The sequence below is a fragment of the Leuconostoc sp. genome (genome assembly GCF_965300815.1).
In genome coordinates, this window is sequence record NZ_CBDKZH010000006.1 from 1 (window position 1) to 26,607 (window position 26,607).

Here is a 26,607-nt window from a genome sequence, read left to right on the forward strand (position 1 = left end):
GTTAAAAAATATGACGATTTGATTACTTACATGTCTTACCTTCCTTACGTCGCGCAACGTCACGGTCGTAACGCATCCCCGTACCCTTATAAGGTTCTGGGGCACGTACGGCACGAATTTCAGCAGCGAAATCGCCGACTTTTTGCTTTGAAATACCTGAAATCTTGATTGTCAAAGCATCTGGTACTTCAACTGTCAAATCTTCGCGGTCTTCAAAGTCAACTGGGTGTGAGTAACCAACAGACAAAGTCAACTTTGAACCTGACTTTGCGGCACGGTAACCAACACCGACAAGCTTCAATGTCTTAGTGAATCCAGTAGAAACACCTTCGACCATGTTAGCAACGTTTGCACGTGTTGTACCGTGCAAAGCTTTTGTCTTGTTATCATCGCTTGCGCGTGTGAATGTTACTTCAGAACCTTCAACAGTCATTGTGATTTGCGGTGCAATTTCACGTGACAATGTTCCCTTAGGTCCCTTAACAGTAACAACTGTACCTTCTTGAGATACTTCAACATCTGCGGGCAATGTAATTACTTTATTTCCAATACGGCTCATGGTAAGTCTCCTTTCTTAGATATATTACCAAACGTAAGCGAGCACTTCGCCACCGATTTGCTTTGCGCGTGCTTCTTTGTCAGTGATCACACCAACAGAAGTTGAGATAATCGCAATACCCAAACCGTTCAAAACCTTTGGCAATGAATCAGCCTTGGCATACTTACGCAAACCTGGCTTTGAGATACGCTTAAGTCCTGTAATCACACGGTTACGGTCTTCGCCGTACTTAAGAAATACACGGATAACACCTTGCTTGTTATCTTCGATGTATTCTACGTCGCGAACGAAACCTTCTGATTTCAAGATCTCAACGATGCTCATTTTAATTTTTGATGCTGGAATTTCAACAACGTCACGGTGTGCCATGTTGGCGTTACGAATACGTGTTAACAAATCAGCGATTGGATCAGTCATAGACATCTATCGATATCCTCCTTTTATTTTTGAACGGACATAATGAAATGACACGCTCTTAACTATTATAGACCATTTCAGTCAATAACAGTTAAAAACGTGTCACTCTTTTAATTATAAGAGTAACGAACGTTTTTAATTTGCAAAATTACTTTGCAAATGGCATGCCCAAAAGTGTCAACAATGCGCGACCTTCTTCATCGTTTTGAGCTGTTGTAACCACAACAATGTCCAAGCCGCGAACGCGGTTAACTTGGTCAAAATCGATTTCAGGGAAGATCAATTGTTCACGAACACCCAAAGTGTAGTTACCACGACCATCGAAGGCCTTTGATGATACACCACGGAAGTCACGGACACGAGGCAATGAGATGTTGATCAACTTGTCTAAGAATTCATACATGCGTTCACCACGCAATGTAACCTTAGTTCCGATTGACATACCTTCACGCAAACGGAAACCAGCGATTGACTTCTTTGCCTTTGTGATAACTGGTTGTTGACCAGCAATCAACTTCAATTCTTCAACCGCTTCATCCAAGTTCTTTGAGTTTGACACCGCATCACCAACACCCATGTTAAGAACGATCTTTTCGATCTTTGGGGCTTGCATTGGTGATGAGAAGTTAAACTTTTCGATCAAAGCAGGTTGAACTTCATTAACATATTTTTCTTTTAATGCGTTAGCCATGAAAATGATTTCACCTTTCAATATTAGCCTAGTACGTTACCAGACTTTTTAGATACGCGAACTTTCTTGCCATCTTCAATCTTGAACGCAACCTTAGTTGGTTCGTTAGTTGAAGGGTCAAGCAATTGCACGTTTGATACATGGATTGGTGCTTCGATATCGATAACACCACCTTGTGGGTATTCGTTAGAAGGCTTTTGATGCTTCTTAACGATGTTCACGCCTTCGACAACAACGCGGTCCTTTGCAGCAACAGTCTTAGTGATTGTGCCTTCTTTTCCCTTGTCTTTGCCGGCAATGACGCGAACCTTATCACCTGTTTTTACAAACATGATTTGGCTCCTCCTTGTCAGTTTTAGAGCACTTCTGGTGCCAATGAAACGATACGCATAAAGTCTGCATCACGCAATTCACGTGCAACAGGGCCAAAGATACGCGTACCAACTGGTGACTTGTCGTCCTTTACGATAACAGCGGCATTTTCATCAAAGTTGATGTATGAACCGTCTGCACGACGAACGTCTGAAACAGTACGAACGATAACAGCCTTAACGACGTCACCCTTCTTTACGTTACCACCAGGGATAGCTTGCTTAACTGTGGCAACGATCACGTCACCAACACCAGCAAACTTACGGCCTGAACCACCGAGCACTTTAATCGTCAAGATTTCACGTGCGCCAGAGTTGTCAGCCACTTTTAAACGACTCTCTTGTTGAATCATGGTTCTTCCTCCTTAGTTAGCAATTAATTACGACGATTTGATAACGATCAAATTAAAGAATAACTGCCTCTTCAACGATCTTAACCAAACGGAAGTGCTTAGTTGCAGACAAAGGACGTGTTTCCATGATTTGGACAATATCGTTCATCTTAGCGCTATTGTTTTCATCATGGGCTTTAAACTTCTTTGTGTACTTAACACGCTTACCGTAAACGGCGTGGTTCACATAAGTATCAACAGCGACAGTGATTGTCTTGTCCATCTTATCTGAAACAACGCGGCCTTGGTAAACCTTACGAGCATTACGTTCTTCACTCATTTTTCAGCTTCTTCCTTTCGTCTTATTTGTTGGCGTTTGCCAATTCTTGCGCACGGATAACTGTCTTAACTCGTGCAATGTCCTTACGAACTTGTGCAATACGCGCCGTGTTTTCAAGTTGGCCAGTAGCCAATTGGAAACGTAGGTTGAATAATTCTTCCTTGAATTCGGCCTCGCGCTTTTGCAAATCCGCAAGTGACAATTCTTTCAATTCACTTGCTTTAGCCATTATTCAGCCTCCCGAGCAATAATCTTTGTACGTACAGGCAACTTGTGTTGTGCCAAACGCAATGCTTCACGTGCAGTTGCTTCAGGAACACCTGCAACTTCAAACATTACCTTACCACGCTTAACTGGTTCTACCCAACCTTCAGGTGAACCCTTACCGTTACCCATTCGAACACCGACACCTTTTGATGTATATGACTTGTGAGGGAAGATTTTGATCCAAACCTTACCACCACGCTTCATATAACGTGTCATTGCAATACGGGCAGCTTCAATTTGACGGTTTGTAATCCAGCTTGATGTTGTTGCTTGCAAGCCGAATTCACCGAACGTTACCGTCTTTCCACCTTTTGCTTCACCACGCATGTGGCCACGGTGTACACGACGGAATTTAACACGCTTTGGTACTAACATGTTCGCTTCCCTCCTTACTTACTGTTCTTCTTTTGTGGCAAAACATCGCCACGGTAAATCCAAGTCTTGATACCCAAGTTACCGTAAGCAGTCATTGCTTCGTCCCATGAGTAATCGATATCAGCGCGCAAAGTATGCAAAGGCACAGTACCTTCAGTGTATTGTTCAACACGGGCAATATCTGCACCGTTCAAACGACCTGAAACCATTACCTTGATACCCTTAGCACCTGAACGTGTTGCACGTTGGATAGCACCACGCATCGCACGACGGAAAGCCACACGGCGTTCCAAATCACCAGCGATTTGTTGTCCAACCAAGTGTGCTGACAAGTCAGGCTTCTTGATTTCAACAATGTTGATGAAGACACGCTTTGAGCGTCCCTTTTCATCGACATCAGTCAACTTAGCCAATTGTGTACGAAGCTTTTCAACTTCTGAACCACCCTTACCGATAACCATTCCTGGCTTAGCAGTGTGGATAGATACGTCAACACGTGACTTTGTGCTACGTTCAATTTCAACGCGATCAACTGCGGCATCCGCTAAGTTCTTTTCGATGTACTTACGAATACGCAAGTCTTCGTGAAGTTGGTTAGCATAATCAGCCTTGTCAGCAAACCACTTTGCATCCCAGTCGCGAATAACGCCGACACGGAATCCAGTAGGGTTAATCTTTTGACCCATTACTTTGCCTCCTTCTCAGCAACCACAATTGTGATGTGGCTTGTACGCTTGTTGATTGGTGAAGCAGAACCCTTGGCACGGGGACGGAAACGCTTAAGCGTAGGTCCTTCGTTAGCAAAGGCTTCCTTCACGATAAGATCTTCTCGGTCTAATGAGAAGTTGTTTTCAGCATTAGCAACTGCTGAGTTCAAAACCTTGTAAATATCTTCAGTAGAAGTGTTAGGTAGGAACTTCAAAATTGCGTATGCTTCGTTAACGCTCTTACGACGAATTGTGTCAAGAACTAGGCGTGCCTTACGTGGGGCAACGCGAACGATCTTGGCTGTCGCGCGAGCTGAAGTAATTTGTTCAGCCATTTTTCAATTTCCTCCTTTATTTTTTACCGGTCTTCTTATCATCAGCCTTGTGGCCTTTGAATGTACGTGTTGGTACGAATTCGCCCAACTTATGACCAACCATGTCTTCTTGTACAAAAACCGGAACGTGCTTGCGACCATCATAAACGGCAATTGTAAAGCCGATGAAGCTTGGGAAGATTGTTGAACGACGTGACCAAGTCTTGATCACTGACTTCTTTTCAGAATCCGCTTGCGCTTCAATCTTCTTAAGCAAGTGTGGGTCCGCAAATGGTCCCTTTTTTAAACTACGAGCCATTAGTTGTCTCCTTTCCCTTACTTACTCTTACGACCGCGAACGATGAACTTCGTTGAAGCCTTCTTCTTGTCGCGAGTCTTCTTACCAGCAGTCTTCTTACCCCATGGTGACATAGGACTTGGACGACCAACAGGTGCTTTACCTTCACCACCACCGTGTGGGTGATCGTTAGGGTTCATAACTGATCCACGAACGTGTGGACGCTTTCCACGCCAACGGTTACGACCAGCCTTACCCCAGTTAATCAATGAGTGTTCAGCGTTACCAACTTCACCGATTGTTGCACGGTTAGTTGCCAAGATCAAACGTACTTCGCCTGAAGTCAAACGAACTATGACATACTTGCCATCCTTACCCAAGATTTGTGCTGAAGTTCCAGCAGAACGTGCCAATTGACCACCCTTACCAGGCTTCAATTCGATGTTGTGAATCAAAGTACCTTCAGGAATATTGCTCAATGGCAAGGCATTGCCGGGCTTAATGTCGGCATCAGGACCAGATTGTACTTTATCGCCAACCTTCAATCCCTTTGGCGCCAAGATATATGACTTAATACCATCTTCATATACAAGCAAAGCGATGTTTGCTGTACGGTTTGGATCGTATTCGATAGCCTTTACAGTAGCTGTCTTGTTATCCTTGATACGCTTGAAGTCCACCAAACGGTAGGCTTGCTTGTGTCCACCAGCGTGGTGGCGCACTGTCATACGACCAGAGTTATTACGAGCACCAGTCTTTGACTTCTTTGCCAACAAGCTCTTTTCGGGCGTTGACTTCGTGATTTCAGCGAAATCTGAAGTCGTCATGTTACGACGTCCGTTAGAGGTTGGCTTATACTTCTTGATAGCCAATGTCTTTTCCTCCTATTTAGAATTAACCTTCGTTAAAGATTTGAATATCTTTTGAGTCTTTTGACAACGTTACGGTTGCCTTCTTCAACTTACGTGTGTAACCAACGTAACGACCTTGGCGCTTCTTCTTACCGCGAACGTTAGCTGTGTTCAAGCCAGATACTTGAACGTCGAAGATCTCTTCAATTGCCTTCTTGATTTCAGGCTTTGTGGCACGAACATCGACTTCGAAGACATAGCGCTTACGTTCTGTTTGCGCCATTGATGCTTCAGTAATGATCGGGCGACGGATAATATCGCGTGCATCCATTAGGCAAGACCTCCTTGGATTTCTTCGATTGATGATTGAACAATCACCAGCTTATCTGCATTAACAACGTCAAGTACGTTAATACCCTTTGTTGTCATAACTTGAACGTTAGCCAAGTTACGTGCTGACAAGATTGCGTTTTCGTTGTCTTCATCAACAACTACTAATGTCTTTGTGTCAACTGACAAGTTAGCCAAAACCTTCTTGAAGTCTTGTGTCTTTGGTGCTTCAAATGACAAAGCATCAACAACAACCAACTTACCGTCAGCAAGCTTTTGTGACAAAACTGACTTCAAAGCCAATTGGTAAGACTTACGGTTAATACGGTAGGCATATGAACGAGGTGTTGGTCCGAAGACGATTCCACCACCACGGAATTGTGGTTCACGGATTGAACCGGCACGTGCACGACCAGTACCCTTTTGCTTCCAAGGCTTACGTCCACCACCAGAAACCGCTGAACGGTTCTTGACAGCATGAGTACCTTGACGCATTGATGCGCGTTGCATCAAAACTGCATCTGTGATAACGGCGTTGTTAGGTTCGATGGCGAAAACTGCATCGTTCAATTCGAGTTCAGCAGCTTGACTACCATCTTGCTTTAATACAGCAACTTTAGTCATGATTGATTGTTCTCCTTTCTATATAGTTTATATTAAGCTTCTTCAGTTGCGGCAGCAGGTACTGAAACACCGGCCATCTTAACTTCAGGATGCTTTGCGTTAACCTTAACGGTTGACTTAATTGTCAATAGTGACTTGTTTGCGCCAGGTACGTTACCCTTCAACAACAACAAGTTATTTTCAACGTCAACGTGGACGATAGCAACGTTTTGCATTGTGCGCTTGTGGTTTCCCATGCGTCCAGGCAAAAGCTTACCCTTGAAGACACGGTTGATGATAGCACCCATTGAACCTGGACGACGGTGGTAACGAGATCCGTGAGCCATTGGTCCACGTGATTGGCCATCCTTCTTAATGTTACCTTGGAAGCCATGTCCCTTCGTGATTCCAGTAACGTCGACGTATTCACCAGCTGCGAATGTATCAACCTTGATTTCATCCCCTGCGTTAAATTCGCCTTCCGCATTGCGGATTTCACGAACGTAGCGCTTAGGGGTCGTGTTTGCTTTTGAAGCGTGACCTTGTTCAGGTTTGTTTGACAAAACTGCGCGCTTGTCTTGGTAACCGAGTTGTACTGCATCATATCCGTCTGTTTCTACAGTTTTAACTTGCAAAACGACGTTTGGTGTAGCTTCAACAACAGTCACGGCGATCAATTCACCAGTTTCAGTGAAAACCTGAGTCATACCGACTTTGCGGCCTAAGATACCTTTAGTCATGACTAATCTCCTTAAATAATTTCTTGACTTATTTTTACCCTAACGGGTGCGAAGTTGTATTCGTTAAAATTACAACTTGATTTCGATTGCAACACCTGATGGCAATTCAAGCTTACGCAATGCGTCAACTGTCTTGTCAGTAGGGTTCACAATGTCGATCAAACGCTTGTGCGTGCGCATTTCGAATTGTTCGCGGCTATCCTTGTGCTTATGTGGTGAACGTAGAATTGTGTACAATGTACGTTCAGTTGGCAAAGGGATAGGACCAGCGATTTCTGCGCCCGTACGCTTGGCCGTTTCAACAATTTTTTCTGCTGATTGGTCCAAGATGCGGTGTTCGTATGCCTTCAAACGGATACGGATCTTCTTTTGTGCCATTATTTCGTGCCTCCTCGTTGATTTTGTAAATCAGCTAACTCCAATTAAAAACCGACAACACTGCTTGTGTTTTGCGCGCCCATGGCAACGCGGCCGCGCGTGTCGCAACCTTAATCATCATCGCTAAACATTGATACACCAGGCTTTCGGTAGGTTTATATGACTACTGTTCCAAAAGCGTACTTAACTACTATAACAGAAGAACCCTACATGCGCAAGGCTTTTATCAATTTAATTCTGCGACTTTTTCTTTTGACCAAAATTCTCTAAAAGAAAAAACCGACAAAAATTTGTCGGTTTTTAACGTTTTGACATCTTAAATTCCAAAAAGGCGTCATTATATCTTTCAGTCCACTTCTGACCTAAATCATCATAGACTTGCAGATTCTTAATCGTTTCATTGCTTGGATAAAATTGCGGATCATTACGCACTGCCTTTGGCAATAAGGCCTTCGCCTTTGCGTTCGGCGTTGCGTAACCAATGTACTCCGCATTCTGGGCGGCATTCTTAGGCTCACTCATAAAGTTCAAGAAAGCATAAGCCGCTTCTTTATGCTTGGCCGTCTTTGGCATCACGATATTATCAAACCACAGGTTTGACCCTTCACTTGGCACAACATAGTGCAAATGCGGGTTATTATCGATAGCTTCAGCCGCCTCACCTGAATAGGTAACGGCAAGCCCTGCCTCATTTTGCGCCATATACATTTTAATTTCATCAGCAATGATGGCTTTGACGTTTGGCATCAACGCTTCTAACTTCGCTTGCGCCGCAGCTAAATCAGCAACAGATTTCGTGTTAACTGATTTATGCTGGGTAATCAACGCAACGCCCAAGGCATCACGCGCTGAATCGACGAGCAAAATTTGGTTGCGGAACTTTGGTGACCAGAGATCATCCCAATGTTGCACATCTTTCCCATCAACAATCTTATCGTTATAAATAATCCCTAACGTGCCCCAAAAGTAAGGTAATGAGTATTTGTTCCCACGATCAAAGGATAGGTTCATAAAACGCGGATCGTAATTTTTAAGACCGGTCAACTTACTGTGATCCAATGGCAACAGCAAGTTTTCACGTTTCATTTTCTGAATCATGTAATCCGATGGCACCGCCAAATCATATGACGTGCCACCTTGTTTAATTTTAGTATACATGGCTTCATTGGAATCAAACGTCTCATAACTAATCTGATAGCCTGTTTCCTCGGTGAACTTAGTCATCAAATCAGGATCAAGATAATCACCCCAGTTATACAGGTTTAACACCTTGTCAGAAGACGCATCTGACCCTGTTTTAGTCGCCAGATATTGCTGGGTGCCAAATAGTCCCCCGACAACTACCAAGATGGCGACAACGCCAAATAGCAACTTTTTCATATCACAGTCCCTCCGACGCTACCAACATCAGGTGTGTCGCACGCTTCTTATTTTTTTCAGCACGTGTTGAAATCGCATAATATACCAGTACCATGATTAATGACACGACAAACATAACGGCTGACAACGCGTTAATTTCAAGACTGACCCCTTGACGGGCACGAGAATAAATTTCAACAGACAACGTTGAGAAGCCATTACCCGTGACAAAGAACGTCACCGCAAAATCATCTAGCGAATACGTGAAGGCCATGAAGAAACCAGCCAAAATACCTGGTGAAATTACCGGCAAGACAACTCGCGTGAGCATTTGCCAATTATTGGCGCCAAGATCTTTTGCTGCGGCAATCAATGATTGATTCATTTCCTGCAAACGCGGCAAAACCATCAACACAACAATCGGAATGGTAAACGCAATGTGTGATAGCAAGACCGATGTAAAGCCTAACGAGAAGCCCAGTACCGTGAAGAATACCAAGAATGATGCACCGATAATAACATCCGGCGACACCAACAAGACGTTATTCAACGATAAAAAGACATTCTTCATAACGCCGTTTCTTAAATTGTAGACATATAAAGCGCCTGCCGTACCAATGACACTTGATATCAATGAAGCAGAGATGGCCAGCAACAGCGTGCTGACAACAATTTCGGCAATTCGCGTATCAGCAAACAGTTCGCCATAATGTTTCCAAGAGAAGCCATCCCAGCCTTGCATGACATCCCCGGCATTAAATGAATAGACAATCAGGAAAAAGATGGGTAAGTACAACAAGATAAAGACGAACCAGAGATAGATGTTGGCCCACTTAATTTTTTTATGCATCTGCTTAACCCCGCTTTCTCGACGGACGACGTGCACGATCACGCGTCAGAATCATCGTAATGACCATCGTAACAATTAAAATCACACCAATTGTTGACCCCAACCGCCAGTTTTGCGTCACCAAGAAATGTTCTTCAATGGCCGTTCCCAAAGTAATCACCCGATTACCACCGATCAATCGTGTCACCATAAATAGTGACAGACTTGGAATAAAGACTGCTTGGATACCAGCTTTGACCCCAGGCATCGATAATGGCATAATCACCCGCCAAAGGGTTTGCCAGCGATTAGCACCCAAATCTCGACTGGCTTGTGCGAGACGTGGATTAATTTCGGCTAACGAATTAAAGATTGGCAGAATCATGAAGGGAATTTCAATGTAGGCCGCCACCAACAAGAAACTCCAGTTAGAAAACAAGAGTTGCTGTGGCACAATGCCCCATAAGCCCAAAAAGTTATTGACCGTACCAGATTTTGATAACAAACCAATAAATGCATAAGTTTTGAGCAATAAGTTAATCCACGTTGGCAAGATGATCAACAACAACCAAAATTGTTTATGCTTTAATTGGTTCAAGAGGTAGGCGGTTGGATAACTGATCACGACCGTAATGACCGTAATCAAAAACGCATACCACACCGAGTTAATCGTCATTAACAAGTACGTCCCACTACTAAAGTAGGTCTCATAGTTACGCAACGTAAAATGACCATCTTGGGTCGTTAATGATTGGAATAGCAACAAGACAAGTGGCACAATGACAAATAGCACCAACCAAGCACCATAGGGTACCAGGTAGAATAATTGTCGCTGCTGATTACGCTTTGCCATCATCGCTATCATCCTCATAACTTTCCAAACGCGCGTCAAAGTCATCTTCTGATTCGTTAAAGCGCATGATATGAATATCTTCTGGATCAAACGTCAAACCAACGCGTTCACCAATCGTTGATTTGTTTGTGGCTTGCACTTGCCATTCATTCCCATCATCATCAATGGCGGTGATTTCATAATAATCACCACGGAATGACTGATCATCAATCGTGACCACCAACTTACCGTTTTCAACACTCGTCAAATCCAAATCTTCTGGACGAATCACGACTTCAACCTTTTCATTTGGTCGCATACCGGCGTCGACGTTTTCAAAGTCTTTCCCTGTAAAGTGAACCAGATAATCTGCCTTCATAACGCCATCTAAAATATTAGATTCACCAATGAAATCTGCGACGAAATGATTAATTGGTTCATCATAAATATCTTCTGGTGAGCCATTTTGTTGGATGACCCCATCATTCATGACATAGATCCAATCAGACATGGCCAAAGCCTCTTCTTGATCATGCGTGACAAAGACGAAAGTAATTCCCAAACGTTGTTGAATTTCACGTAGTTCATATTGCATGTCCTTACGTAACTTATAATCCAACGCTGATAGTGGTTCATCCAACAACAAGACTTCAGGATCATTTGCTAAAGCACGCGCAATGGCGACACGTTGCTTTTGACCACCGGACAATTCATTAATTTCACGATCGGCATACGCTGACAATTTTACCAAGTCCAACATTTCCATCACTTTGGTCTTGATGTCAGCCTTGCTCATCCCTTTAATACTCGGACCAAAGGCAACATTGTCAAAAACATCCATATTAGGGAACAAGCCATAATCTTGGAAAACCGTGTTCATGTGCCGCTTTTCAACCGGCACATCGTTAATCACTTTTCCCTCAAACAAAATATCGCCATGTGTCGGCGTTAATTGGCCTGAAATCAGATTAAGAATCGTTGTCTTCCCTGACCCCGAAGGCCCTAGCAACGTATAAAACTTCCCCGCTTCAAGCGCTAAGTCAATGTTCTTTAGAACTTGGTTGTCATCATAAGACAAGCCAACGTTCTTAAATTCAATAATTGGTGTTGATGTGTTAGTCAATTCCCAACCCTCACTTTTAGTCAATAGAACTATTGTATCAAGAAAAGCACGCAAGTTCATTACCTGCGTGCTTTTTTATGATAAGATTTTATGTTGTTTTTCCACTAAAACAATTGCAATCGTCATCAAAATGAACAAAATGATCATCACCACGATTTGTGGTACCCAACTATGGAACCAACCATAGCCATAACCAAATAACGCTGGCCCTAAGGCAGCAATGACATACCCACCACTTTGCGCCATACCAGATAATTCTGCGGTCTGGATTGGTGTGGTTGTTTTCAAACTAAAGGTTGTCATGAGGTAAGGGAATAAAATCGACGTGCTCACCCCAATCAATAGATTGACACTTAACCAATAGCCAAAATGGTTATTGGGCACTAAGAGCAAAAGATAGCCCACAATCCCAATCACCGAAGACACACCAACCAACCATTGCCGACCAACAGACGATAAACGGGCAACAATCGTTGGAATTGTCAACGCAAACGGTAACCCAATCAAGGCATTAATACCGGCAAACACACTCGCGACTGATGCCGATAGCCCAGTTTGAATCGCCATTGTCGGTCCCCAAGCCATTAAAATGTAAAACATAGCCGATTGGACACCAGCAAAATACAACAACAACCAGGCATACCGGTTACGCCAAACATGGGCATCGGTCGGCCGCTTCACACCCGTCGGTGTGGTGGCTAACGACTGCGGATGCTTGGCAGCAAAACGCACATTGGGTAACCATACCAAAAAGGCAATCCAGATTACCGTTGTTAATAATAAAATAAACACGTGCCAATGCGTTGCTTCAGCAATCGGTGCCGATAACCCTGCCCCAACTGCGGTGGCTAACATCATACTAAAGGTAAACGTCGATGTCATCGGTCCAACCTTATTAGGGAAATACAGCCGAATCACACTGGGCAGGAGGACATTCATATGGGCGATGCCAACCCCAATCAGTAATGTCCCAATATAAAGGAGCGGTGTATTAATAATCCGGATCCAAGAGCCGACGACCATCACAATCAGCATCACGGCAAAAGTTCGCTCTAAGCCTAATTTTTCTGCCGTATTCGGCGCAATAGAGGAAAAAATCGCAAAGGCAATCAGTGGTATCGTCGTCAAAATACCTAACTGACCAACTGGAACGTGTTGTGTTTTGGCGATATGTGAAATAATCGGTGGAATCGACGTAAACGGAATACGTAAGACCATACCCATCACGATAATGCCCGGTATCAAAAACTCACTGTGCTTTTTCAGCATAAATTCTCCTCAATTTATCGACACAAAACGGCGTCACCCGATTGGGTGACGCCGTTTTAACTGGACCGTCTGTCAGTATTATCTACTGAATAAACTCATAATCTACGGTATCAGATTAATGATATTAATCTTCTTTGTTACCGCTGTTCTTGATAATTTCATCTTGGATGTTCTTTGGCACAGCTTCATAGTGATCAAAGACCATTTGGAATGTACCACGACCTTGCGTTGCTGAACGCAAAGTTGTTGCATAACCAAACATTTCTGACAAAGGCACCTTCGCCTTAACTGCCAAAACAGGACCACGAGATTCTTGACCTTCGATCATACCACGGCGTGCTGAAACGTGTCCCATCACATCACCAAGGTTATCTTCAGGGGCAACAATGTCAACCGCCATGATTGGTTCAAGAATAACGGCACCGGCTGTCTTTGAAGCTTCCTTCAAGGCCAATGACGCAGCAATCTTAAAGGCTGCTTCAGAAGAATCGACATCGTGGTATGAACCATCATACAACTTAGCCTTCAAGTCAACCAATGGGAATCCAGCCAAAGGACCAGCATTCAAAGCATCCTTCAAACCAGCTTCAACTGATGGAATATATTCACGAGGCACAACACCACCGACGATGGCGTCTTCGAATTCGAAGCCAGCACCTTCTTCGTTTGGTGAGAATTCGATGTAAACATCACCATATTGTCCCTTACCACCAGATTGACGCTTGAAGTATCCACGCGCTTGCACTGTTTGTGTAAAGGCTTCACGGTAAGCAACTTGTGGTGCACCAACTGTTGCTTCAACGTTGAATTCACGGCGCATACGATCAACCATGATATCCAATTGCAATTCACCCATACCAGCGATCAAAGTATCACCAGTTTCAGGGTTTGTTGTGGCACGGAATGATGGATCTTCTTCCGCCAACTTTTGGATGGCATTTGACAACTTGTCTTGGTCAGCCTTAGTCTTTGGTTCGATAGCCAATTCGATCACTGGTTCTGGGAATTCCATTGATTCAAGAATCAATTGGTGGTCCACAGCAGTCAAAGAATCACCAGTTGTTGTGTTCTTCAAACCGATCGCAGCAGCGATATCACCAGAGAAGACTTCTTCGATTTCTGTACGTGATGTCGCGTGCATTTGTAGCAAACGACCAACACGTTCACGTGTATCAGAAGATGTGTTTTGTACGTATGAACCTGATTGCAAAGTACCAGTATACACACGCATAAATGTCAAACGACCAACGAAAGGATCAGTCATGATCTTAAATGCCAAAGCAGCAAATGGCTTGCTGTCATCGGCAATCAAGTCAACTTCTTCACCAGTCTTTGGATCAGTCGCGATATATGGCTTAACATCCAAAGGTCCTGGCAAGTAGTCAACAACCGCATCCAACATCATTTGCACACCCTTATCCTTGTAGGCTGAACCTGCAAGCACTGGGTAGAATTGCAATGCCAAAGTGGCACGACGGATTGCTGCCTTCAATTCATCAACAGAAATGTCTTCACCTTCAAGGTACTTTTCCATCAATTCATCATCAACATCCGCAACAGCTTCGATCAACGTGTTACGCTTTTCTTCAGCTAGTTCCTTCAATTCGGCAGGAATTTCACGTGGTTCCCACTTTTCACCCAAGTCATCAACTGGGTAGTAAGCTTCTTGTGTAATCAAGTCAATGATCGCTTCGAAGTCATCTTCAGCACCAATTGGCCATTGGATAGCTTCAGCATTAACTTGCAAACGTTCATGAATTGAGTTAACTGACATTTCAAAGTCAGCCCCCATCTTATCCATCTTGTTAACGAAGACAATACGTGGCACGTCATATGTTGTTGCTTGACGCCAAACAGTTTCTGTTTGTGGTTCAACACCGGCAGCACCATCAAGCACGGCTACGGCACCATCAAGCACACGCAAAGCACGTTCAACTTCGATTGTGAAGTCCACGTGACCTGGTGTATCGATGATGTTAACACGGTAAGGTGTCTTAGCGAATTGGTCAAAGAATCCACGCCATACCGCTGTTGTAGCGGCTGATTGGATTGTGATTCCACGTTCCTTTTCTTGTTCCATGAAATCCATTTGTGAAGCACCATCGTGTGTTTCACCAATCTTGTGAATTTTACCTGTGTAGTACAAGATACGTTCCGTAGTGGTTGTCTTACCCGCATCGATGTGGGCCATGATACCAATGTTACGTGTACGTTCTAGTGGGTATTCACGTTTTGCCATTGTGAGTTATCTCCTGGTTTTTGTTCTATATGCAACAAAAAGCGACACAGAATTGTGTTCGCTTTTTGACGGTAAAAGCCAATAGCGTTTTACCATCTACTGTCATTTTACACTATTTATTGTGACCGTGAACAATTAAATTCTAAGCAACAATAAATCAACGTAAGCCGTCATGACGCAAACTGAATTGCGCCACGCGTTTTACCAACGATAGTGCGCAAATGCACGGTTAGCTTCAGCCATCTTGTGTGTGTCTTCGCGCTTCTTTACGGATGCACCAGTGTCATTAGCGGCGTCCATGATTTCCTTAGCTAAACGTTCATCCATTGTGTGTTCGTTACGCAAACGTGAGTAGTTTACCAACCAACGCAATCCCAATGTTGTACGACGGTCTGGGCGTACTTCGATTGGCACTTGATAGTTAGATCCACCAACACGGCGAGCCTTAACTTCCAATACTGGCATGATGTTTTCCATAGCTTGTTCGAAAACTTCCAATGGATCGTTACCAGTAGCTTCCTTGATACGATCAAAAGCATCGTACAAGATAGTTGACGCAGTTCCACGCTTACCATCAAGCATCAACTTGTTGATCAAACGTGAAACGAGCTTTGAGTTGTAAATTGGGTCAGGCAAAACTTCCTGACGCTTAGTATAACCTTTACGTGGCATTTGTCAGTCTCCTTCTTACTTCTTTGGCGCCTTTGTGCCGTACTTTGAACGTGATGTCTTACGTCCATCAACACCAGCTGTATCCAATGCACCACGGATGATGTGGTAACGTACACCAGGCAAATCCTTAACACGACCACCACGGATCAAAACAACAGAGTGTTCTTGCAAGTTGTGACCAATACCTGGGATATATGCTGTAACTTCGTACAAGTTTGAAAGACGAACACGGGCGTACTTACGCAAAGCTGAGTTAGGCTTCTTTGGTGTCATTGTACCAACACGTGTTGCAACACCACGCTTTTGTGGTGCAACATTGTTTGTTGCTTTCTTCTTCATTGAGTTATAGCCGAAGTTCAAAGCTGGTGACTTTGACTTAGTCGCCTTTGACTTACGAGGCTTGCGAACCAATTGGTTAATTGTAGGCATGCTACGGTCTCCTTAAAATTTTATTAGTTACACAGTTCCAGGTGTGTCATTTCTGTCTTTAAACAAAAATGCTTACTGGAAATCTGCTGACAATTGCCTTTACAGCGCCGTTCAGCACGTTGTGAATAGCTCACAGAACAGATTACTTAAAAGCACGTCCAATATAATACCAGATTGACAGTGATTGTCAATAGGTTTAACAGCATCTCTTTAAAAATTGTGGAAAACAATTGCTTTCAGCAAGTATTTTCCACAATGACTGCGTATGATACCTTATGACTATACTCGTTATTTTTCTACTCAATACTTGTCTTATTTCAAGTCTCATGTGTCTCAACGACCGCTTAACTCACAAGATACCCTTAACCACGCAACGCTCATTTTGTTGGCATTGCGGGCATGTATTGGCTTGGTTTGATCTCATCCCTATCGTGTCGGCGCTGTTAACCAACAGCCGTTGTCGCTATTGCCAAAAGTCCTAGGGTTATACCTACGTCTTATTTGAATGCCTTGGCGGCATTATTGGCACTTGGTTATTCCCTGAATCAGAACTGTGGCTAACAGCCCTGTGCCTCTTTTTCCTAGCTTTAGAAGACTGGGACCAACAAGCCATTCACGCCAATCTACTCTTCCCCTGGCTGGCTTACTTGGTATGGATTCGTTGGGAAACGCCACAACTGTTAGTCGTTGGGATGTTTGCCGTGATTTGCCTGTGGCTCATTTATGTGCGCCATGCCCTGGGTAGCGGTGACTTGCCTGTCCTGATGGTGATTGGTTTGGTATCATCCCCCATTATTTTGGCGCTGACGCTCCTTACCGCAGCACTCATCACTTATGGTTATCTCCAGTATTATACGCGACGATGCGCCCCGTTTGTACCCTTTTTACTCGTGAGTTGGCTAATTGTCATCGCCATTGAAAAAGTGATCACATCCGTGATGTGATCACTTTTGTTAAGCATGTGTGATGACTTTTTTCTGTGGCTTAATGGTGATGTTAATATCGCCTTGTTTTGCCCCAATCGTCACAACACTATCGGTGGTAATATTGCCACGCAATAGTGCCTCACTTAATGCATCTTCAACTTTTGTTTGTAAGACACGACGAATTGGGCGTGCCCCATATTCTGGATCAAAGCCGGCATCAGCAATCACATCAATCGCAGCTGGTGTGATTTTAACTGAAATCCCTTGTTCAGCGACCCGTTGTAAGATATCCCGACTCATGAGCTTCACAATCGTATGAATTTCAGGCTTCGTCAACGGTTCAAAAACAACCGCCTCATCTAGTCGGTTAATAAATTCAGGTCGGAAAGTTTCTTTCAACGTTTCGCGAATTTTTTCAGCAACCGCGGCATTATCATTTTTCAAGTCAACGGCACCAAAGCCCATGGCTTTTTCATCACGTAATCTTGTTGCCCCAAGGTTTGACGTCATGATAATAATCGTATTCCGAAAATCAACCTTGCGCCCCTTAGAATCGGTTAGGAAACCATCATCAAACACTTGCAACATGAGGTTGAAAATATCCTGATGGGCCTTTTCAGCTTCATCTAACAAGATAACGGAATAAGGATGATTACGGACTTGCTCTGTGAGTTGACCACCCTCATCGTAACCAACATAACCAGGCGCTGAACCAATTAAACGTGACGCTGACCAACGTTCTTGGTATTCAGACATATCAATCCGAATCATATTATCTTCATTACCAAAGACAGCCTCTGCTAAAGCCTTGGCCAACTCTGTTTTCCCAACCCCTGTTGGCCCCAAAAACATAAAGGTTCCAATTGGACGACTTGGATCTTTCAAGCCAGAACGGGCACGACGAATGGCACGGGCAACCGCAGAAATTGCTTGCTTTTGTCCCACCACACGACGGCCCAACACAGCTTCCAAATTAACGAGTCGTTGCTTTTCGTTCTTTTCAAGTTGCGTTAGCGGCACACCAGTCTGCTGTGAAATCACTTCCGCGATGTCTTCCGCCGTCACGTGTAAATCGTATTGCGGGCGGTCAGCCGCCGTTTGGTTGGCCATTTTCGCGACCAACTTATCTAACTTATTTTTGACTTTCATTTCTTCGGCACGTAGCTCGGCCGCTTTTTCAAAGTCAAGTGCCGTAATGGCTTGATCCTTCGCTTCTGTCAATTCAGCTAAACGTAACTGGTTTTTTTGCAGGGCATTTGGCTTATCAACCGCATCAATGCGTACCTTAGCACCAGCTTCATCCATCAAATCAATTGCCTTGTCAGGCAAGAAACGATCCGTAATATAACGTGACGATAGTTTCACAGCTGCTGCAATCGCTTCATCATCGATTTGCACTTGATGATGCGCTTCAAATTTTGGTCGAATGCCAGTCAAAATCGCAATCGCATCCGTTTGTGACGGTTCATTGACCGTCACTGGTGCAAAACGCCGTTCCAAAGCAGCATCTGACTCCACATACTTTTGATACTCGTCAAAGGTCGTGGCGCCTAATGTTTGAATTTCACCACGTGCTAACGCTGGCTTTAAAATGTTAGAGGCATCAATCGCACCCTCAGCACCACCAGCACCAATCAACGTGTGAAGTTCATCAATAAATAGAATGACTTGCCCATCATGATAAATTTCATCAATGATCTTTTTTAAGCGATCTTCAAATTCACCACGATACTTTGTCCCGGCAACTAGTGACCCCATATCCAATGCCATCAGGCGCTTATTTTTAAGTGAATCAGGGACATCATTGGTCACAATACGTTGCGCCAAACCTTCGGCAATCGCGGTTTTTCCAACACCTGGTTCGCCAATCAAAACCGGATTATTCTTCGTCCGGCGTGACAAAATCTGTACGACACGTCGCACTTCACCCGAACGCCCGACAATCGGATCCATCTTGTTATCCTTGGCTAATTGTGTCAAATCACGTGCCAAACCGTCTAATGTTGGCGTCCCCTGTGGTTGCTGGCGGTCATGTTGTTTCATTTGCTTGCGCACGTCTGTCACACCCAACTTACGTAGGATAGCACGCCGCATTTCTTGCAAGTTGGCATCCAAAGCCAGCAAAATACGTGATGATAAAATACTTTCATCTTGCAAGAGTGCTAAGAGGATATGCTCTGTACCCACTCGTGGTTGGGCTAACGCCCGTGATTCTTCACCTGCTTGCCGTAAAATATCAGCCGCCTTTGGTGAATAAGGGAGATAACTATTTTTGTCATAACGTGATGTCATGCCATAGCCAGTAAAGTGTTCAATTTCTTCACGAATATCGTCATCCGTCACATTAAACTGGCCTAAAATTTTACTCGCGATACCTTCTTTTTCAATCGCTAAAGCAAGCAAGAGGTGTTCTGTACCAACAGCCTGATGCTTGAAATATTTTGCCTGTTCTTGTGCTAAAACGAGGACGTTTTGCGCACTAGGTGTGTATGTGTTATCCATATTATGCCCTCCATTTTTAAGGCAATCGCGTCTCAGATTGACTTATATTATAACGCACGTGACGGGGTTTAGAAACTAATCTGTTTCATAATGCAAAAAGCCGAAACAATCCGTTTCGACCTTTATGGGTTAATTTGGGTTTTTTAAACTCAATTGCCATTGCAAATAGGCATTAATGAACGGATCTAAGTCCCCATCAAGTACTTGTTGTGGCTGATTGGTTTCGTAGTTCGTCCGGTGATCTTTGACCATCTGATAAGGATGCAAAACATATGACCGAATTTGTGATCCCCAGCCGTTTTCCATCTTTTCACCCGTTAAGGCGGCACGTTCCGCTGCTTGCTTTTCTAATTCAAGCTGGTACAACTTCCCCTTCAACAAACGCATGGCATAGTCACGGTTACCGTACTGCGTCCGTTCAACAGTTGATGACACAACGATACCGGTTGGTTCGTGCGTCAACCGGACACCGGTTGATACCTTGTTGACGTTTTGTCCACCAGCACCACCTGAACGGAAAACATCCATCTTGATGTCATCATCACGGACTTCAACTTCAATCGTGTCATCCAATTCCGGCATCACATCAACACTGACGAAACTCGTATGACGACGACCCGCTGAGTCAAATGGTGAGATGCGCACAAAGCGGTGCACACCTTTTTCACTCCGTAAGAAGCCATAAGCATTGTGCCCAGAAATCTTAATCGTCGCACTGTCAATCCCTGCTTCGTCACCAGCGTGATAATCTAACACTTCCACTTGGAAGCCGTGCTGCTGGGCCCAACGCGTATACATCCGATACAAGTGGGCACCCCAGTCAGTTGATTCCGTCCCACCAGATCCTGGATGCACTTCCAAAATGGCATTGTTGGCATCATAAGGTTCAGTTAACAGTTGTTCCAAATTGTAGGCTTCAACATCTTTTTGAACTTTTTCCACACTGGCCGCTAGTTCGGCTGCGGTATCCTCATCTTCCGGATCTTCAGACAACATTTCAATAAGTACAGCGATTTCTTCTGCCTGATTTGTCAAGTTTAAGAATGAATCCCGACGATTCTTCAAAATATTATTTTCTTCAATGACTTTTTGTGCCTTAACATTATCATCCCAAAAACCTGGTTCTGTCATGCGGTTTTCAAAATCAGCGATTTCTTCTGTTAACGCTTCTAGATCCAGTGTGCCACGAAAACGGGCAATATTTTCTTCGATATCTGCTAAAGCATGTTTAGCATCAATAATTTCCATTCCAGTATCCCTTCAAAACAAAAACGAACACAAGGTTCGTTATAATTATGCAACCGTCAACCATCAGGCATGGTAACTCTTAAGCTTGTAAGTTTTGACGGATTTCTGCTTTCATAAAGGTGCGTGTCGCATCATATTCAACATCAGCAATCATTTTGTTGAAGTTGTCAAACGCTTCGTTTTGATATTCAATCAGTGGGTTCAATTGACCATAGCCACGCAGTCCAACACCTTGACGCAAACGATCCAAGGCATCGATGTGGTCTGTCCAATGTTGATCAATGGCACGAAGAATGACCACTTTTTCAAATTCTAACATTTGTGCTGGATCATAGAGTTGACCCTGCTTAACCCGATAATTTTCTTTTGCTAAGTTTAATAGCAAGGCCTTGATACCATCACGGTCTAACCCTTTTAACTGGGCAACCGAAATATCATTTTCATTCACCAAAACATTACCGGCGAAGGTAACGATTTGATCCAAATGCCATTCCGCCGGCTTCTTACCTTTGGTTTGTGCATCAACGACGCGATTAATTGTCCGTTCAACCATTGGCATAAGGACCCAATCCAATGATTTTGTTTCATCAATGACGATATCCCGTTGGCGATACATTAATTCACGTTGTTCACGGACAACATCATCATATTGCAACACGTTTTTACGCGTATCGTAGTTGTTACCTTCAACACGCTTTTGGGCGGACTCAACAGAACGGGTGATCAAACGGTTCTTAATCACTGTCTCTTCTTCATCCAAATTCATGCGTTCCCAAATCAAGCGAATACGTTCGGCACCGAAACGAATCATCAAATCATCTTCCAATGACAAGAAGAATTGTGAGAAGCCTTCATCACCTTGACGACCAGCACGACCACGTAATTGGTTATCAATTCGGCGAGACTCATGACGTTCTGTGGCAATCACGGCTAGCCCACCTAATTCAGACACACCAGGGCCGAGCTTAATATCTGTTCCACGTCCCGCCATGTTAGTCGCAACGGTTACGGCACCGCGTTGTCCCGCGTTAGCAATAATTTCAGCTTCTTTGGCGTTATTTTTAGCATTCAACACGTTATGCGGCACATTTTGTGCCATCAGAATTTTCGACAACAATTCGGATGATTCAACAGACCCCGTCCCAATTAAAATTGGTTGTCCCTTGGCGTGTAATTCTTGAATTAATTTGACCACCGCATTGTACTTCGCACGCATCGATGGGTACAACAAATCCGGATAATCCACACGCTTAACTGGACGGTTAGTTGGAATCGTAATGACTTCCATGTTGTAGATTTCGCGTAATTCTTCTTCTTCCGTCTTGGCTGTTCCTGTCATACCAGACAGTTTCTTGTACATCCGAAACAAATTCTGATAAGTAATTTGCGCCATTGACTTATTTTCTTCTTGAATTTCAACGCCTTCTTTGGCTTCAATCGCTTGATGCAAGCCATCTGACAAGCGTGTCCCTTCAGAAATACGACCCGTTGACTGGTCAATCAACTTGACTTCGCCATCTTGCACCACATAGTCTTTATCATTAATGTAGTTAAAGTTGGCCCGAAGTGCTTGGTCAATGTGGTGCGTTAAAGCTGTATCGCCAGCGGCATATAAATTATCCAAATTAAAGAAGACTTCTGCCTTATGAATCCCTTCATTGGTCATCATCGTTGTCTTGGCTTCTTCATCAATCTTATAATCTTCGTCACGTACCAGTGTTTTTACAAAACGATCAGCCCGTGCATATAATTGTGAGACACCTGATCCAGGTCCTGAAATGATCAACGGTGTCCGCGCCGTATCGATTAAAATTGAATCCGCTTCATCAATCAACGCAAAGTTTAAACCACGTTGCATCACGCGTTCATCGGCACGATGTACCATGTTATCCCGCAAATAATCAAACCCAATATTAAAGTTTGTTGAATAGGTGATGTCAGCATTATATGCCGCCCGCTTTTCATCAGCTGGCGCATCACCGACATTCACACCAACTGTTAGGCCAAGCCAGTTATAAAGCTGACCCATTTGTTCAGCATCTCGCGCTGACAAATAATCGTTGACGGTCACCACATGTACACCACGACCTGATAGGGCATTCAAATAAACCGCCATCGTTGCTGTTAGTGTCTTACCTTCACCGGTACGCATTTCCGCTAAATTACCGCCGTGTAACACCGCAGCACCCATAATTTGAACACGGAATGGGTACAATCCCAAGACACGCTTAGCGCCTTCACGTGCAACCGCAAAAGCTTCTGGCAATATCTCATCTAATACCTTTGATAGGGCTTTATTTTGTTTATCCTTATCTGTCGCTTCAGCTACCGCTGCTGCAATTTTTTCCTGGAAAAATGGCGTTTTAGCTTGTAATTGCGCGTCAGTTAACGCTGACATTTCATCAGCATAACTTTCAACTTGATCGGCAATATTGTTTAATTTTTTTAGTTGCTTTTTTGAATTATCAACTAATTTACGTATTGGATTTGCCATTGTTTTTAGCACACAACCTGAATCAGTTGCGTGTGTCTCCTCTGAAATATGAATTTGTGTGTTCTACCGCACAATAGTCTACTATAAATTGTAGCAAAAAAAGCCCAATAAATATAGGCTTTTCATCGATTAATAATGCGCTGTTGAAGACAACGTCTCTTGCCCACCCATGTAAGGCCGTAGCACTTCAGGGATTGTTACTGTCCCATCTTCATTTTGATAGTTTTCCAAAATGGCTGCGAGTGTCCGGCCAACGGCTAGACCTGATCCATTTAATGTGTGCACCAACTGCAATTTATCATTGTCATCGCGATACGTAATGTGCATGCGACGTGCTTGGAAGTCCTCTGTGTTTGATACTGATGAAATCTCGCGGTAAACCTTTTGTTGTGGCATCCACACTTCAATATCATAAGTTTTTGCTGCTGAGAAGCCCATGTCCCCCGTTGATAGCATCACAACATGATAAGGAAGGCCGAGCTTTTGCAAAATGTTTTCCGCATTGGCTGTCATGCTTTCCAATTCGGCATATGATTGTTCCGGCTTGGTAAACTTCACCATTTCCACCTTATTGAATTGGTGCAAACGAATCAAACCACGCGTATCTTTCCCAGCTGCCCCAGCTTCCTTACGGAATGATGGTGACAGCGCAGTAAATTTGATTGGTAAGTCTTCGCTCGGGATTGTTTCCCCAGCGTAATAGTTTGTCAGTGGGACTTCGGCTGTTGGAATGTAAGTTTGGGCCAACCCTTCTACCCGGTAAGCATCATCTTGGAACTTTGGATACTGGCCTGTACCAAACATCGCTGTATCATTCACCACAATTGGGGTAATCATTTCGGTATACCCTTCTTGTCGATGTTCATCAAGCATAAAGTTATAGACCGCACGTTCCAAGCGTGCCCCGTCACCAACATAATACAAGAAACGTGCCCCAGAAACCTTAGCGCCACGTTCAAAGTCTAAAATACCAAGAGCTTCCCCAATTTCATAGTGCGCCTTCAACCAACTTGGTGTGTCCGCCAATGCCTGTGGTCGTGTACCATAGTCAGCTGGTTCCCAAACGCGCTGCTCAACATTTGCTGTATCGTCTGGACCAACTGGTACTTCTGGCGCTGCTAAATTAGGCAAATGGGCTGCCAAATTTTTCACCGCTTCATCCAACTCTGATTGACGTGCATCTAGGGCTTTGATTTCCGCACCAACTTGTTGCATCGCCGCAATGGCTTCGCTTGCATCTTCTTTGTTACGCTTAGCATAGGCAATTTTATCCGACACGGCGTTACGTTGGGCCTTCAAATTTTCAACTTGTTGGATGGCTTCTCGCCGTTCTTGATCCAGGGCCAACAACTCTTGCAACTTTTCTGCTGGTACGCCCCGATCAAGCAACCGCTGCGTTGCCTCAGCTTCATTTTTGCGCAAATACTTCATGTCTAACATTATTCTGCTCCTTTAATTTTAAAGTCTAATATAAAAGCGCGTTGCCATCCCATCCAACAGGACAAGGGACGAAAACGCGCTTCCGTGGTACCACCCAGATTTTGTACACAAAAAAGCGTACAACACTCATTTTCTGATAACGGAGAGTTCCGAGTGGCATTACCCACTAAACGAGACTTACTGGAGTTTCGGCGTATTGTTTCTCATCAACCAACAATTTTCTGAAAGTGCCTAATTATGGTAAGCTATTATCCCTATTGTAACGAAAAAAAAAATAAAAGGCAAGATTCATTTCCGCAAGAAAAAAAGAGGCAGCTTTACGCTACCTCTCTTATTAATGGGCCTGACAGGACTCGAACCTGTGACCCCTGCGTTATCAACACAGTGCTCTAACCAACTGAGCTACAGGCCCCTCTTATGTCTATTCCTAAACATAAAGCGAATGACGGGAATCGAACCCGCATAGCCAGCTTGGAAGGCTGGAATTCTACCATTGAACTACATTCGCAAAGCTTTCTGTCTGATACCTCTGGTATCCATGGCGCTGGACGGAATCGAACCGCCGACACTACGAGCTTCAATCGTATGCTCTACCAACTGAGCTACAGAGCCATCTTAGCACTTTCATACTAAACGGTCACAGCGGGGCTCGAACCCGCGATCTCCTGCGTGACAGGCAGGCGTCCTAACCAACTAGACCATGCGACCAATTGCGGGAGCAGGATTTGAACCTACGACCTTCGGGTTATGGGCCCGACGAGCTACCAGACTGCTCCATCCCGCGATAATATTATGTTTGGTATCTCTACCTAAGGAGAATGTGGGATTCGAACCCACGCGCCGATTTCTCGACCTGACGGTTTTCAAGACCGTTCCCTTCAGCCAGACTTGGGTAATTCTCCATCATCTGTTACTTTTTCTTGTCCTGCATGGACCTTGTTGGACTCGAACCAACGACCGGACGGTTATGAGCCGTCTGCTCTAACCAACTGAGCTAAAGGTCCTTTTTTCGAGCCTATCGCGGCAGGGGGGATCGAACCCTCGACCTCCCGGGTATGAACCGGACGCTCTAGCCAGCTGAGCTACACCGCGATCGTCTTTGACAAATTTTGGTTTGTCAATCGGGACGACAGGATTCGAACCTGCGACCCCCTGGTCCCAAACCAGGTGCTCTACCAAGCTGAGCTACGTCCCGAAAAGTTCTACGAGAGCTTCTGCCCCTTTAAACTTAAAAAAAGAGTTTGAATTCCTTCAACCTCTATGCACCTAGCAGGAGTCGAACCTGCAACCTCCTGATTCGTAGTCAGACGCTCTATCCAATTGCGCTATAGGTGCATATATGCCGGCGACCGGGATCGAACCGGTACGATATTTCTATCGCAGGATTTTAAGTCCTGTGCGTCTGCCTATTCCGCCACGCCGGCATAGAAGCGGAAGACGGGATTCGAACCCGCGACCCCCACCATGGCAAGGTGATGTTCTACCACTGAACTACTTCCGCATGAACATGCCGACTAAAGGACTCGAACCTTCGACCCCCGCTTTACAAGAGCGGTGCTCTACCAACTGAGCTAAGTCGGCATCGCTTTATCCCGACGTGCCGGTTTTGACTTTCGTCAATGGACGCTACAGGGATCGAACCTGTGACCCCCTGCTTGTAAGGCAGGTGCTC

The 26,607-nt window shown here is 44.3% G+C and carries 30 protein-coding genes and 13 tRNA genes; 2 read left to right on the forward strand and 41 right to left on the reverse strand.

What is annotated here, in order from left to right; genetic code table 11:
• Positions 1-22 precede the first annotated feature (22 nt).
• From rplF to rpsL, 24 genes are all read right to left on the reverse strand, one after another.
• Entirely contained in the window at positions 23-559 is a 537-nt protein-coding gene (rplF, locus tag ACW12G_RS00935; RefSeq protein WP_455647069.1) for a 50S ribosomal protein L6, read from the reverse strand.
• Positions 560-583: 24 nt separating this feature from the next.
• On the reverse strand, positions 584-982 hold the full coding sequence (gene rpsH / locus ACW12G_RS00940) for a 30S ribosomal protein S8 (RefSeq protein ID WP_009999855.1): 399 nt from the start codon (positions 980-982) through the stop codon (positions 584-586).
• A gap of 142 nt (positions 983-1,124) precedes the next feature.
• Positions 1,125-1,667: a 50S ribosomal protein L5 gene (gene rplE, locus ACW12G_RS00945; protein WP_009999856.1), complete on the reverse strand. Its 543-nt coding sequence runs from the start codon at positions 1,665-1,667 to the stop codon at positions 1,125-1,127.
• Between the two features lie 23 nt (positions 1,668-1,690).
• The gene (gene rplX, locus ACW12G_RS00950; protein WP_009999857.1) at positions 1,691-1,999 is read right to left on the reverse strand and encodes a 50S ribosomal protein L24; all 309 of its coding nucleotides are present in this window, start codon (positions 1,997-1,999) and stop codon (positions 1,691-1,693) included.
• A 23-nt stretch (positions 2,000-2,022) separates the two neighbouring features.
• Positions 2,023-2,391: a 50S ribosomal protein L14 gene (rplN, locus tag ACW12G_RS00955; RefSeq protein ID WP_009999859.1), complete on the reverse strand. Its 369-nt coding sequence runs from the start codon at positions 2,389-2,391 to the stop codon at positions 2,023-2,025.
• A 52-nt stretch (positions 2,392-2,443) separates the two neighbouring features.
• Entirely contained in the window at positions 2,444-2,710 is a 267-nt protein-coding gene (rpsQ, locus tag ACW12G_RS00960) for a 30S ribosomal protein S17 (RefSeq protein WP_009999860.1), read from the reverse strand.
• 22 nt (positions 2,711-2,732) lie between these two features.
• Entirely contained in the window at positions 2,733-2,939 is a 207-nt protein-coding gene (gene rpmC / locus ACW12G_RS00965) for a 50S ribosomal protein L29 (RefSeq protein ID WP_002816028.1), read from the reverse strand.
• Positions 2,939-3,352: a 50S ribosomal protein L16 gene (rplP, locus tag ACW12G_RS00970; protein WP_009999861.1), complete on the reverse strand. Its 414-nt coding sequence runs from the start codon at positions 3,350-3,352 to the stop codon at positions 2,939-2,941. The genes rpmC and rplP overlap by 1 nt, the downstream gene beginning before the upstream one ends.
• A gap of 14 nt (positions 3,353-3,366) precedes the next feature.
• Positions 3,367-4,038, reverse strand: coding sequence for a 30S ribosomal protein S3 (rpsC, locus tag ACW12G_RS00975; RefSeq protein WP_009999864.1), 672 nt, complete (start codon positions 4,036-4,038; stop codon positions 3,367-3,369).
• A complete protein-coding gene (gene rplV, locus ACW12G_RS00980) occupies positions 4,038-4,394 on the reverse strand; it encodes a 50S ribosomal protein L22 (protein ID WP_004899456.1) in 357 nt (118 codons plus the stop codon). The genes rpsC and rplV overlap by 1 nt, the downstream gene beginning before the upstream one ends.
• 16 nt (positions 4,395-4,410) lie before the next feature.
• Positions 4,411-4,692, reverse strand: coding sequence for a 30S ribosomal protein S19 (rpsS, locus tag ACW12G_RS00985; protein ID WP_004899458.1), 282 nt, complete (start codon positions 4,690-4,692; stop codon positions 4,411-4,413).
• A gap of 17 nt (positions 4,693-4,709) precedes the next feature.
• Positions 4,710-5,543 (reverse strand): 50S ribosomal protein L2, encoded by an 834-nt coding sequence (gene rplB, locus ACW12G_RS00990; RefSeq protein ID WP_009999865.1) that lies wholly within the window; start codon positions 5,541-5,543, stop codon positions 4,710-4,712.
• A 22-nt stretch (positions 5,544-5,565) separates the two neighbouring features.
• A complete protein-coding gene (rplW, locus tag ACW12G_RS00995) occupies positions 5,566-5,853 on the reverse strand; it encodes a 50S ribosomal protein L23 (protein WP_009999866.1) in 288 nt (95 codons plus the stop codon).
• The gene (gene rplD / locus ACW12G_RS01000; protein WP_009999867.1) at positions 5,853-6,476 is read right to left on the reverse strand and encodes a 50S ribosomal protein L4; all 624 of its coding nucleotides are present in this window, start codon (positions 6,474-6,476) and stop codon (positions 5,853-5,855) included. Before rplD ends, rplW begins: the two co-directional genes overlap by 1 nt.
• Positions 6,477-6,508: 32 nt before the next feature.
• A complete protein-coding gene (gene rplC / locus ACW12G_RS01005; RefSeq protein WP_048702186.1) occupies positions 6,509-7,195 on the reverse strand; it encodes a 50S ribosomal protein L3 in 687 nt (228 codons plus the stop codon).
• 69 nt (positions 7,196-7,264) lie between these two features.
• Positions 7,265-7,573, reverse strand: coding sequence for a 30S ribosomal protein S10 (gene rpsJ, locus ACW12G_RS01010; RefSeq protein ID WP_002816040.1), 309 nt, complete (start codon positions 7,571-7,573; stop codon positions 7,265-7,267).
• A gap of 300 nt (positions 7,574-7,873) precedes the next feature.
• Positions 7,874-8,953 (reverse strand): ABC transporter substrate-binding protein, encoded by a 1,080-nt coding sequence (locus tag ACW12G_RS01015; protein WP_455647070.1) that lies wholly within the window; start codon positions 8,951-8,953, stop codon positions 7,874-7,876.
• Position 8,954: 1 nt separating this feature from the next.
• On the reverse strand, positions 8,955-9,782 hold the full coding sequence (locus ACW12G_RS01020) for an ABC transporter permease (protein WP_048702189.1): 828 nt from the start codon (positions 9,780-9,782) through the stop codon (positions 8,955-8,957).
• Between the two features lie 4 nt (positions 9,783-9,786).
• Positions 9,787-10,614 carry an ABC transporter permease gene (locus ACW12G_RS01025; protein ID WP_455647074.1) on the reverse strand — a complete coding sequence of 276 codons (828 nt, stop codon included), beginning with the start codon at positions 10,612-10,614 and terminating at the stop codon, positions 9,787-9,789.
• Positions 10,601-11,716, reverse strand: coding sequence for an ABC transporter ATP-binding protein (locus ACW12G_RS01030; RefSeq protein WP_172412932.1), 1,116 nt, complete (start codon positions 11,714-11,716; stop codon positions 10,601-10,603). The genes ACW12G_RS01025 and ACW12G_RS01030 overlap by 14 nt, the downstream gene beginning before the upstream one ends.
• 75 nt (positions 11,717-11,791) lie before the next feature.
• Entirely contained in the window at positions 11,792-12,985 is a 1,194-nt protein-coding gene (locus tag ACW12G_RS01035) for a CynX/NimT family MFS transporter (protein ID WP_455647071.1), read from the reverse strand.
• A gap of 124 nt (positions 12,986-13,109) precedes the next feature.
• The gene (fusA, locus tag ACW12G_RS01040; RefSeq protein WP_010004482.1) at positions 13,110-15,224 is read right to left on the reverse strand and encodes an elongation factor G; all 2,115 of its coding nucleotides are present in this window, start codon (positions 15,222-15,224) and stop codon (positions 13,110-13,112) included.
• A 201-nt stretch (positions 15,225-15,425) separates the two neighbouring features.
• A complete protein-coding gene (gene rpsG / locus ACW12G_RS01045; protein ID WP_009999877.1) occupies positions 15,426-15,896 on the reverse strand; it encodes a 30S ribosomal protein S7 in 471 nt (156 codons plus the stop codon).
• 15 nt (positions 15,897-15,911) lie between these two features.
• Positions 15,912-16,325, reverse strand: a complete 414-nt coding sequence (rpsL, locus tag ACW12G_RS01050; protein ID WP_009999878.1) for a 30S ribosomal protein S12 — start codon at positions 16,323-16,325, stop codon at positions 15,912-15,914.
• Positions 16,326-16,600: 275 nt separating this feature from the next.
• Here rpsL and ACW12G_RS01055 point away from each other — a divergent pair, with 275 nt between their 5' ends.
• Both ACW12G_RS01055 and ACW12G_RS01060 read left to right on the forward strand, forming a co-directional pair.
• Positions 16,601-16,807, forward strand: coding sequence for a prepilin peptidase (locus ACW12G_RS01055; RefSeq protein ID WP_147000938.1), 207 nt, complete (start codon positions 16,601-16,603; stop codon positions 16,805-16,807).
• An 84-nt stretch (positions 16,808-16,891) separates the two neighbouring features.
• Positions 16,892-17,269 (forward strand): prepilin peptidase, encoded by a 378-nt coding sequence (locus tag ACW12G_RS01060; protein WP_455647075.1) that lies wholly within the window; start codon positions 16,892-16,894, stop codon positions 17,267-17,269.
• Positions 17,270-17,278: 9 nt separating this feature from the next.
• On the opposite strand, the gene ACW12G_RS01065 is transcribed toward ACW12G_RS01060, so the two are convergent.
• From ACW12G_RS01065 to ACW12G_RS01145, 17 genes are all read right to left on the reverse strand, one after another.
• Complete coding sequence (locus ACW12G_RS01065; protein ID WP_455647072.1) at positions 17,279-19,753, reverse strand: ATP-dependent Clp protease ATP-binding subunit; 2,475 nt, start codon at positions 19,751-19,753, stop codon at positions 17,279-17,281.
• A gap of 129 nt (positions 19,754-19,882) precedes the next feature.
• Entirely contained in the window at positions 19,883-21,001 is a 1,119-nt protein-coding gene (gene prfB / locus ACW12G_RS01070; protein WP_048702198.1) for a peptide chain release factor 2, read from the reverse strand.
• A gap of 79 nt (positions 21,002-21,080) precedes the next feature.
• A complete protein-coding gene (secA, locus tag ACW12G_RS01075; RefSeq protein WP_048702205.1) occupies positions 21,081-23,495 on the reverse strand; it encodes a preprotein translocase subunit SecA in 2,415 nt (804 codons plus the stop codon).
• A 129-nt stretch (positions 23,496-23,624) separates the two neighbouring features.
• Entirely contained in the window at positions 23,625-24,935 is a 1,311-nt protein-coding gene (serS, locus tag ACW12G_RS01080) for a serine--tRNA ligase (RefSeq protein ID WP_455647073.1), read from the reverse strand.
• Between the two features lie 338 nt (positions 24,936-25,273).
• A tRNA-Ile gene (locus tag ACW12G_RS01085) sits at positions 25,274-25,347 on the reverse strand.
• A 25-nt stretch (positions 25,348-25,372) separates the two neighbouring features.
• Positions 25,373-25,443: transfer RNA gene (locus ACW12G_RS01090), tRNA-Gly, on the reverse strand.
• 31 nt (positions 25,444-25,474) lie between these two features.
• Positions 25,475-25,547: transfer RNA gene (locus ACW12G_RS01095), tRNA-Phe, on the reverse strand.
• A gap of 22 nt (positions 25,548-25,569) precedes the next feature.
• Positions 25,570-25,643: transfer RNA gene (locus ACW12G_RS01100), tRNA-Asp, on the reverse strand.
• A gap of 2 nt (positions 25,644-25,645) precedes the next feature.
• Positions 25,646-25,719 (reverse strand) — tRNA-Met (locus ACW12G_RS01105).
• Positions 25,720-25,747: 28 nt separating this feature from the next.
• Positions 25,748-25,837: transfer RNA gene (locus ACW12G_RS01110), tRNA-Ser, on the reverse strand.
• 28 nt (positions 25,838-25,865) lie between these two features.
• Positions 25,866-25,939, reverse strand: a tRNA-Ile gene (locus ACW12G_RS01115).
• 14 nt (positions 25,940-25,953) lie between these two features.
• A tRNA-Met gene (locus ACW12G_RS01120) sits at positions 25,954-26,027 on the reverse strand.
• 29 nt (positions 26,028-26,056) lie between these two features.
• A tRNA-Pro gene (locus ACW12G_RS01125) sits at positions 26,057-26,130 on the reverse strand.
• Between the two features lie 66 nt (positions 26,131-26,196).
• Positions 26,197-26,270: transfer RNA gene (locus ACW12G_RS01130), tRNA-Arg, on the reverse strand.
• A gap of 5 nt (positions 26,271-26,275) precedes the next feature.
• A tRNA-Leu gene (locus tag ACW12G_RS01135) sits at positions 26,276-26,359 on the reverse strand.
• A 5-nt stretch (positions 26,360-26,364) separates the two neighbouring features.
• Positions 26,365-26,436: transfer RNA gene (locus tag ACW12G_RS01140), tRNA-Gly, on the reverse strand.
• A 7-nt stretch (positions 26,437-26,443) separates the two neighbouring features.
• Positions 26,444-26,516 (reverse strand) — tRNA-Thr (locus ACW12G_RS01145).
• Positions 26,517-26,607: the final 91 nt, after the last annotated feature.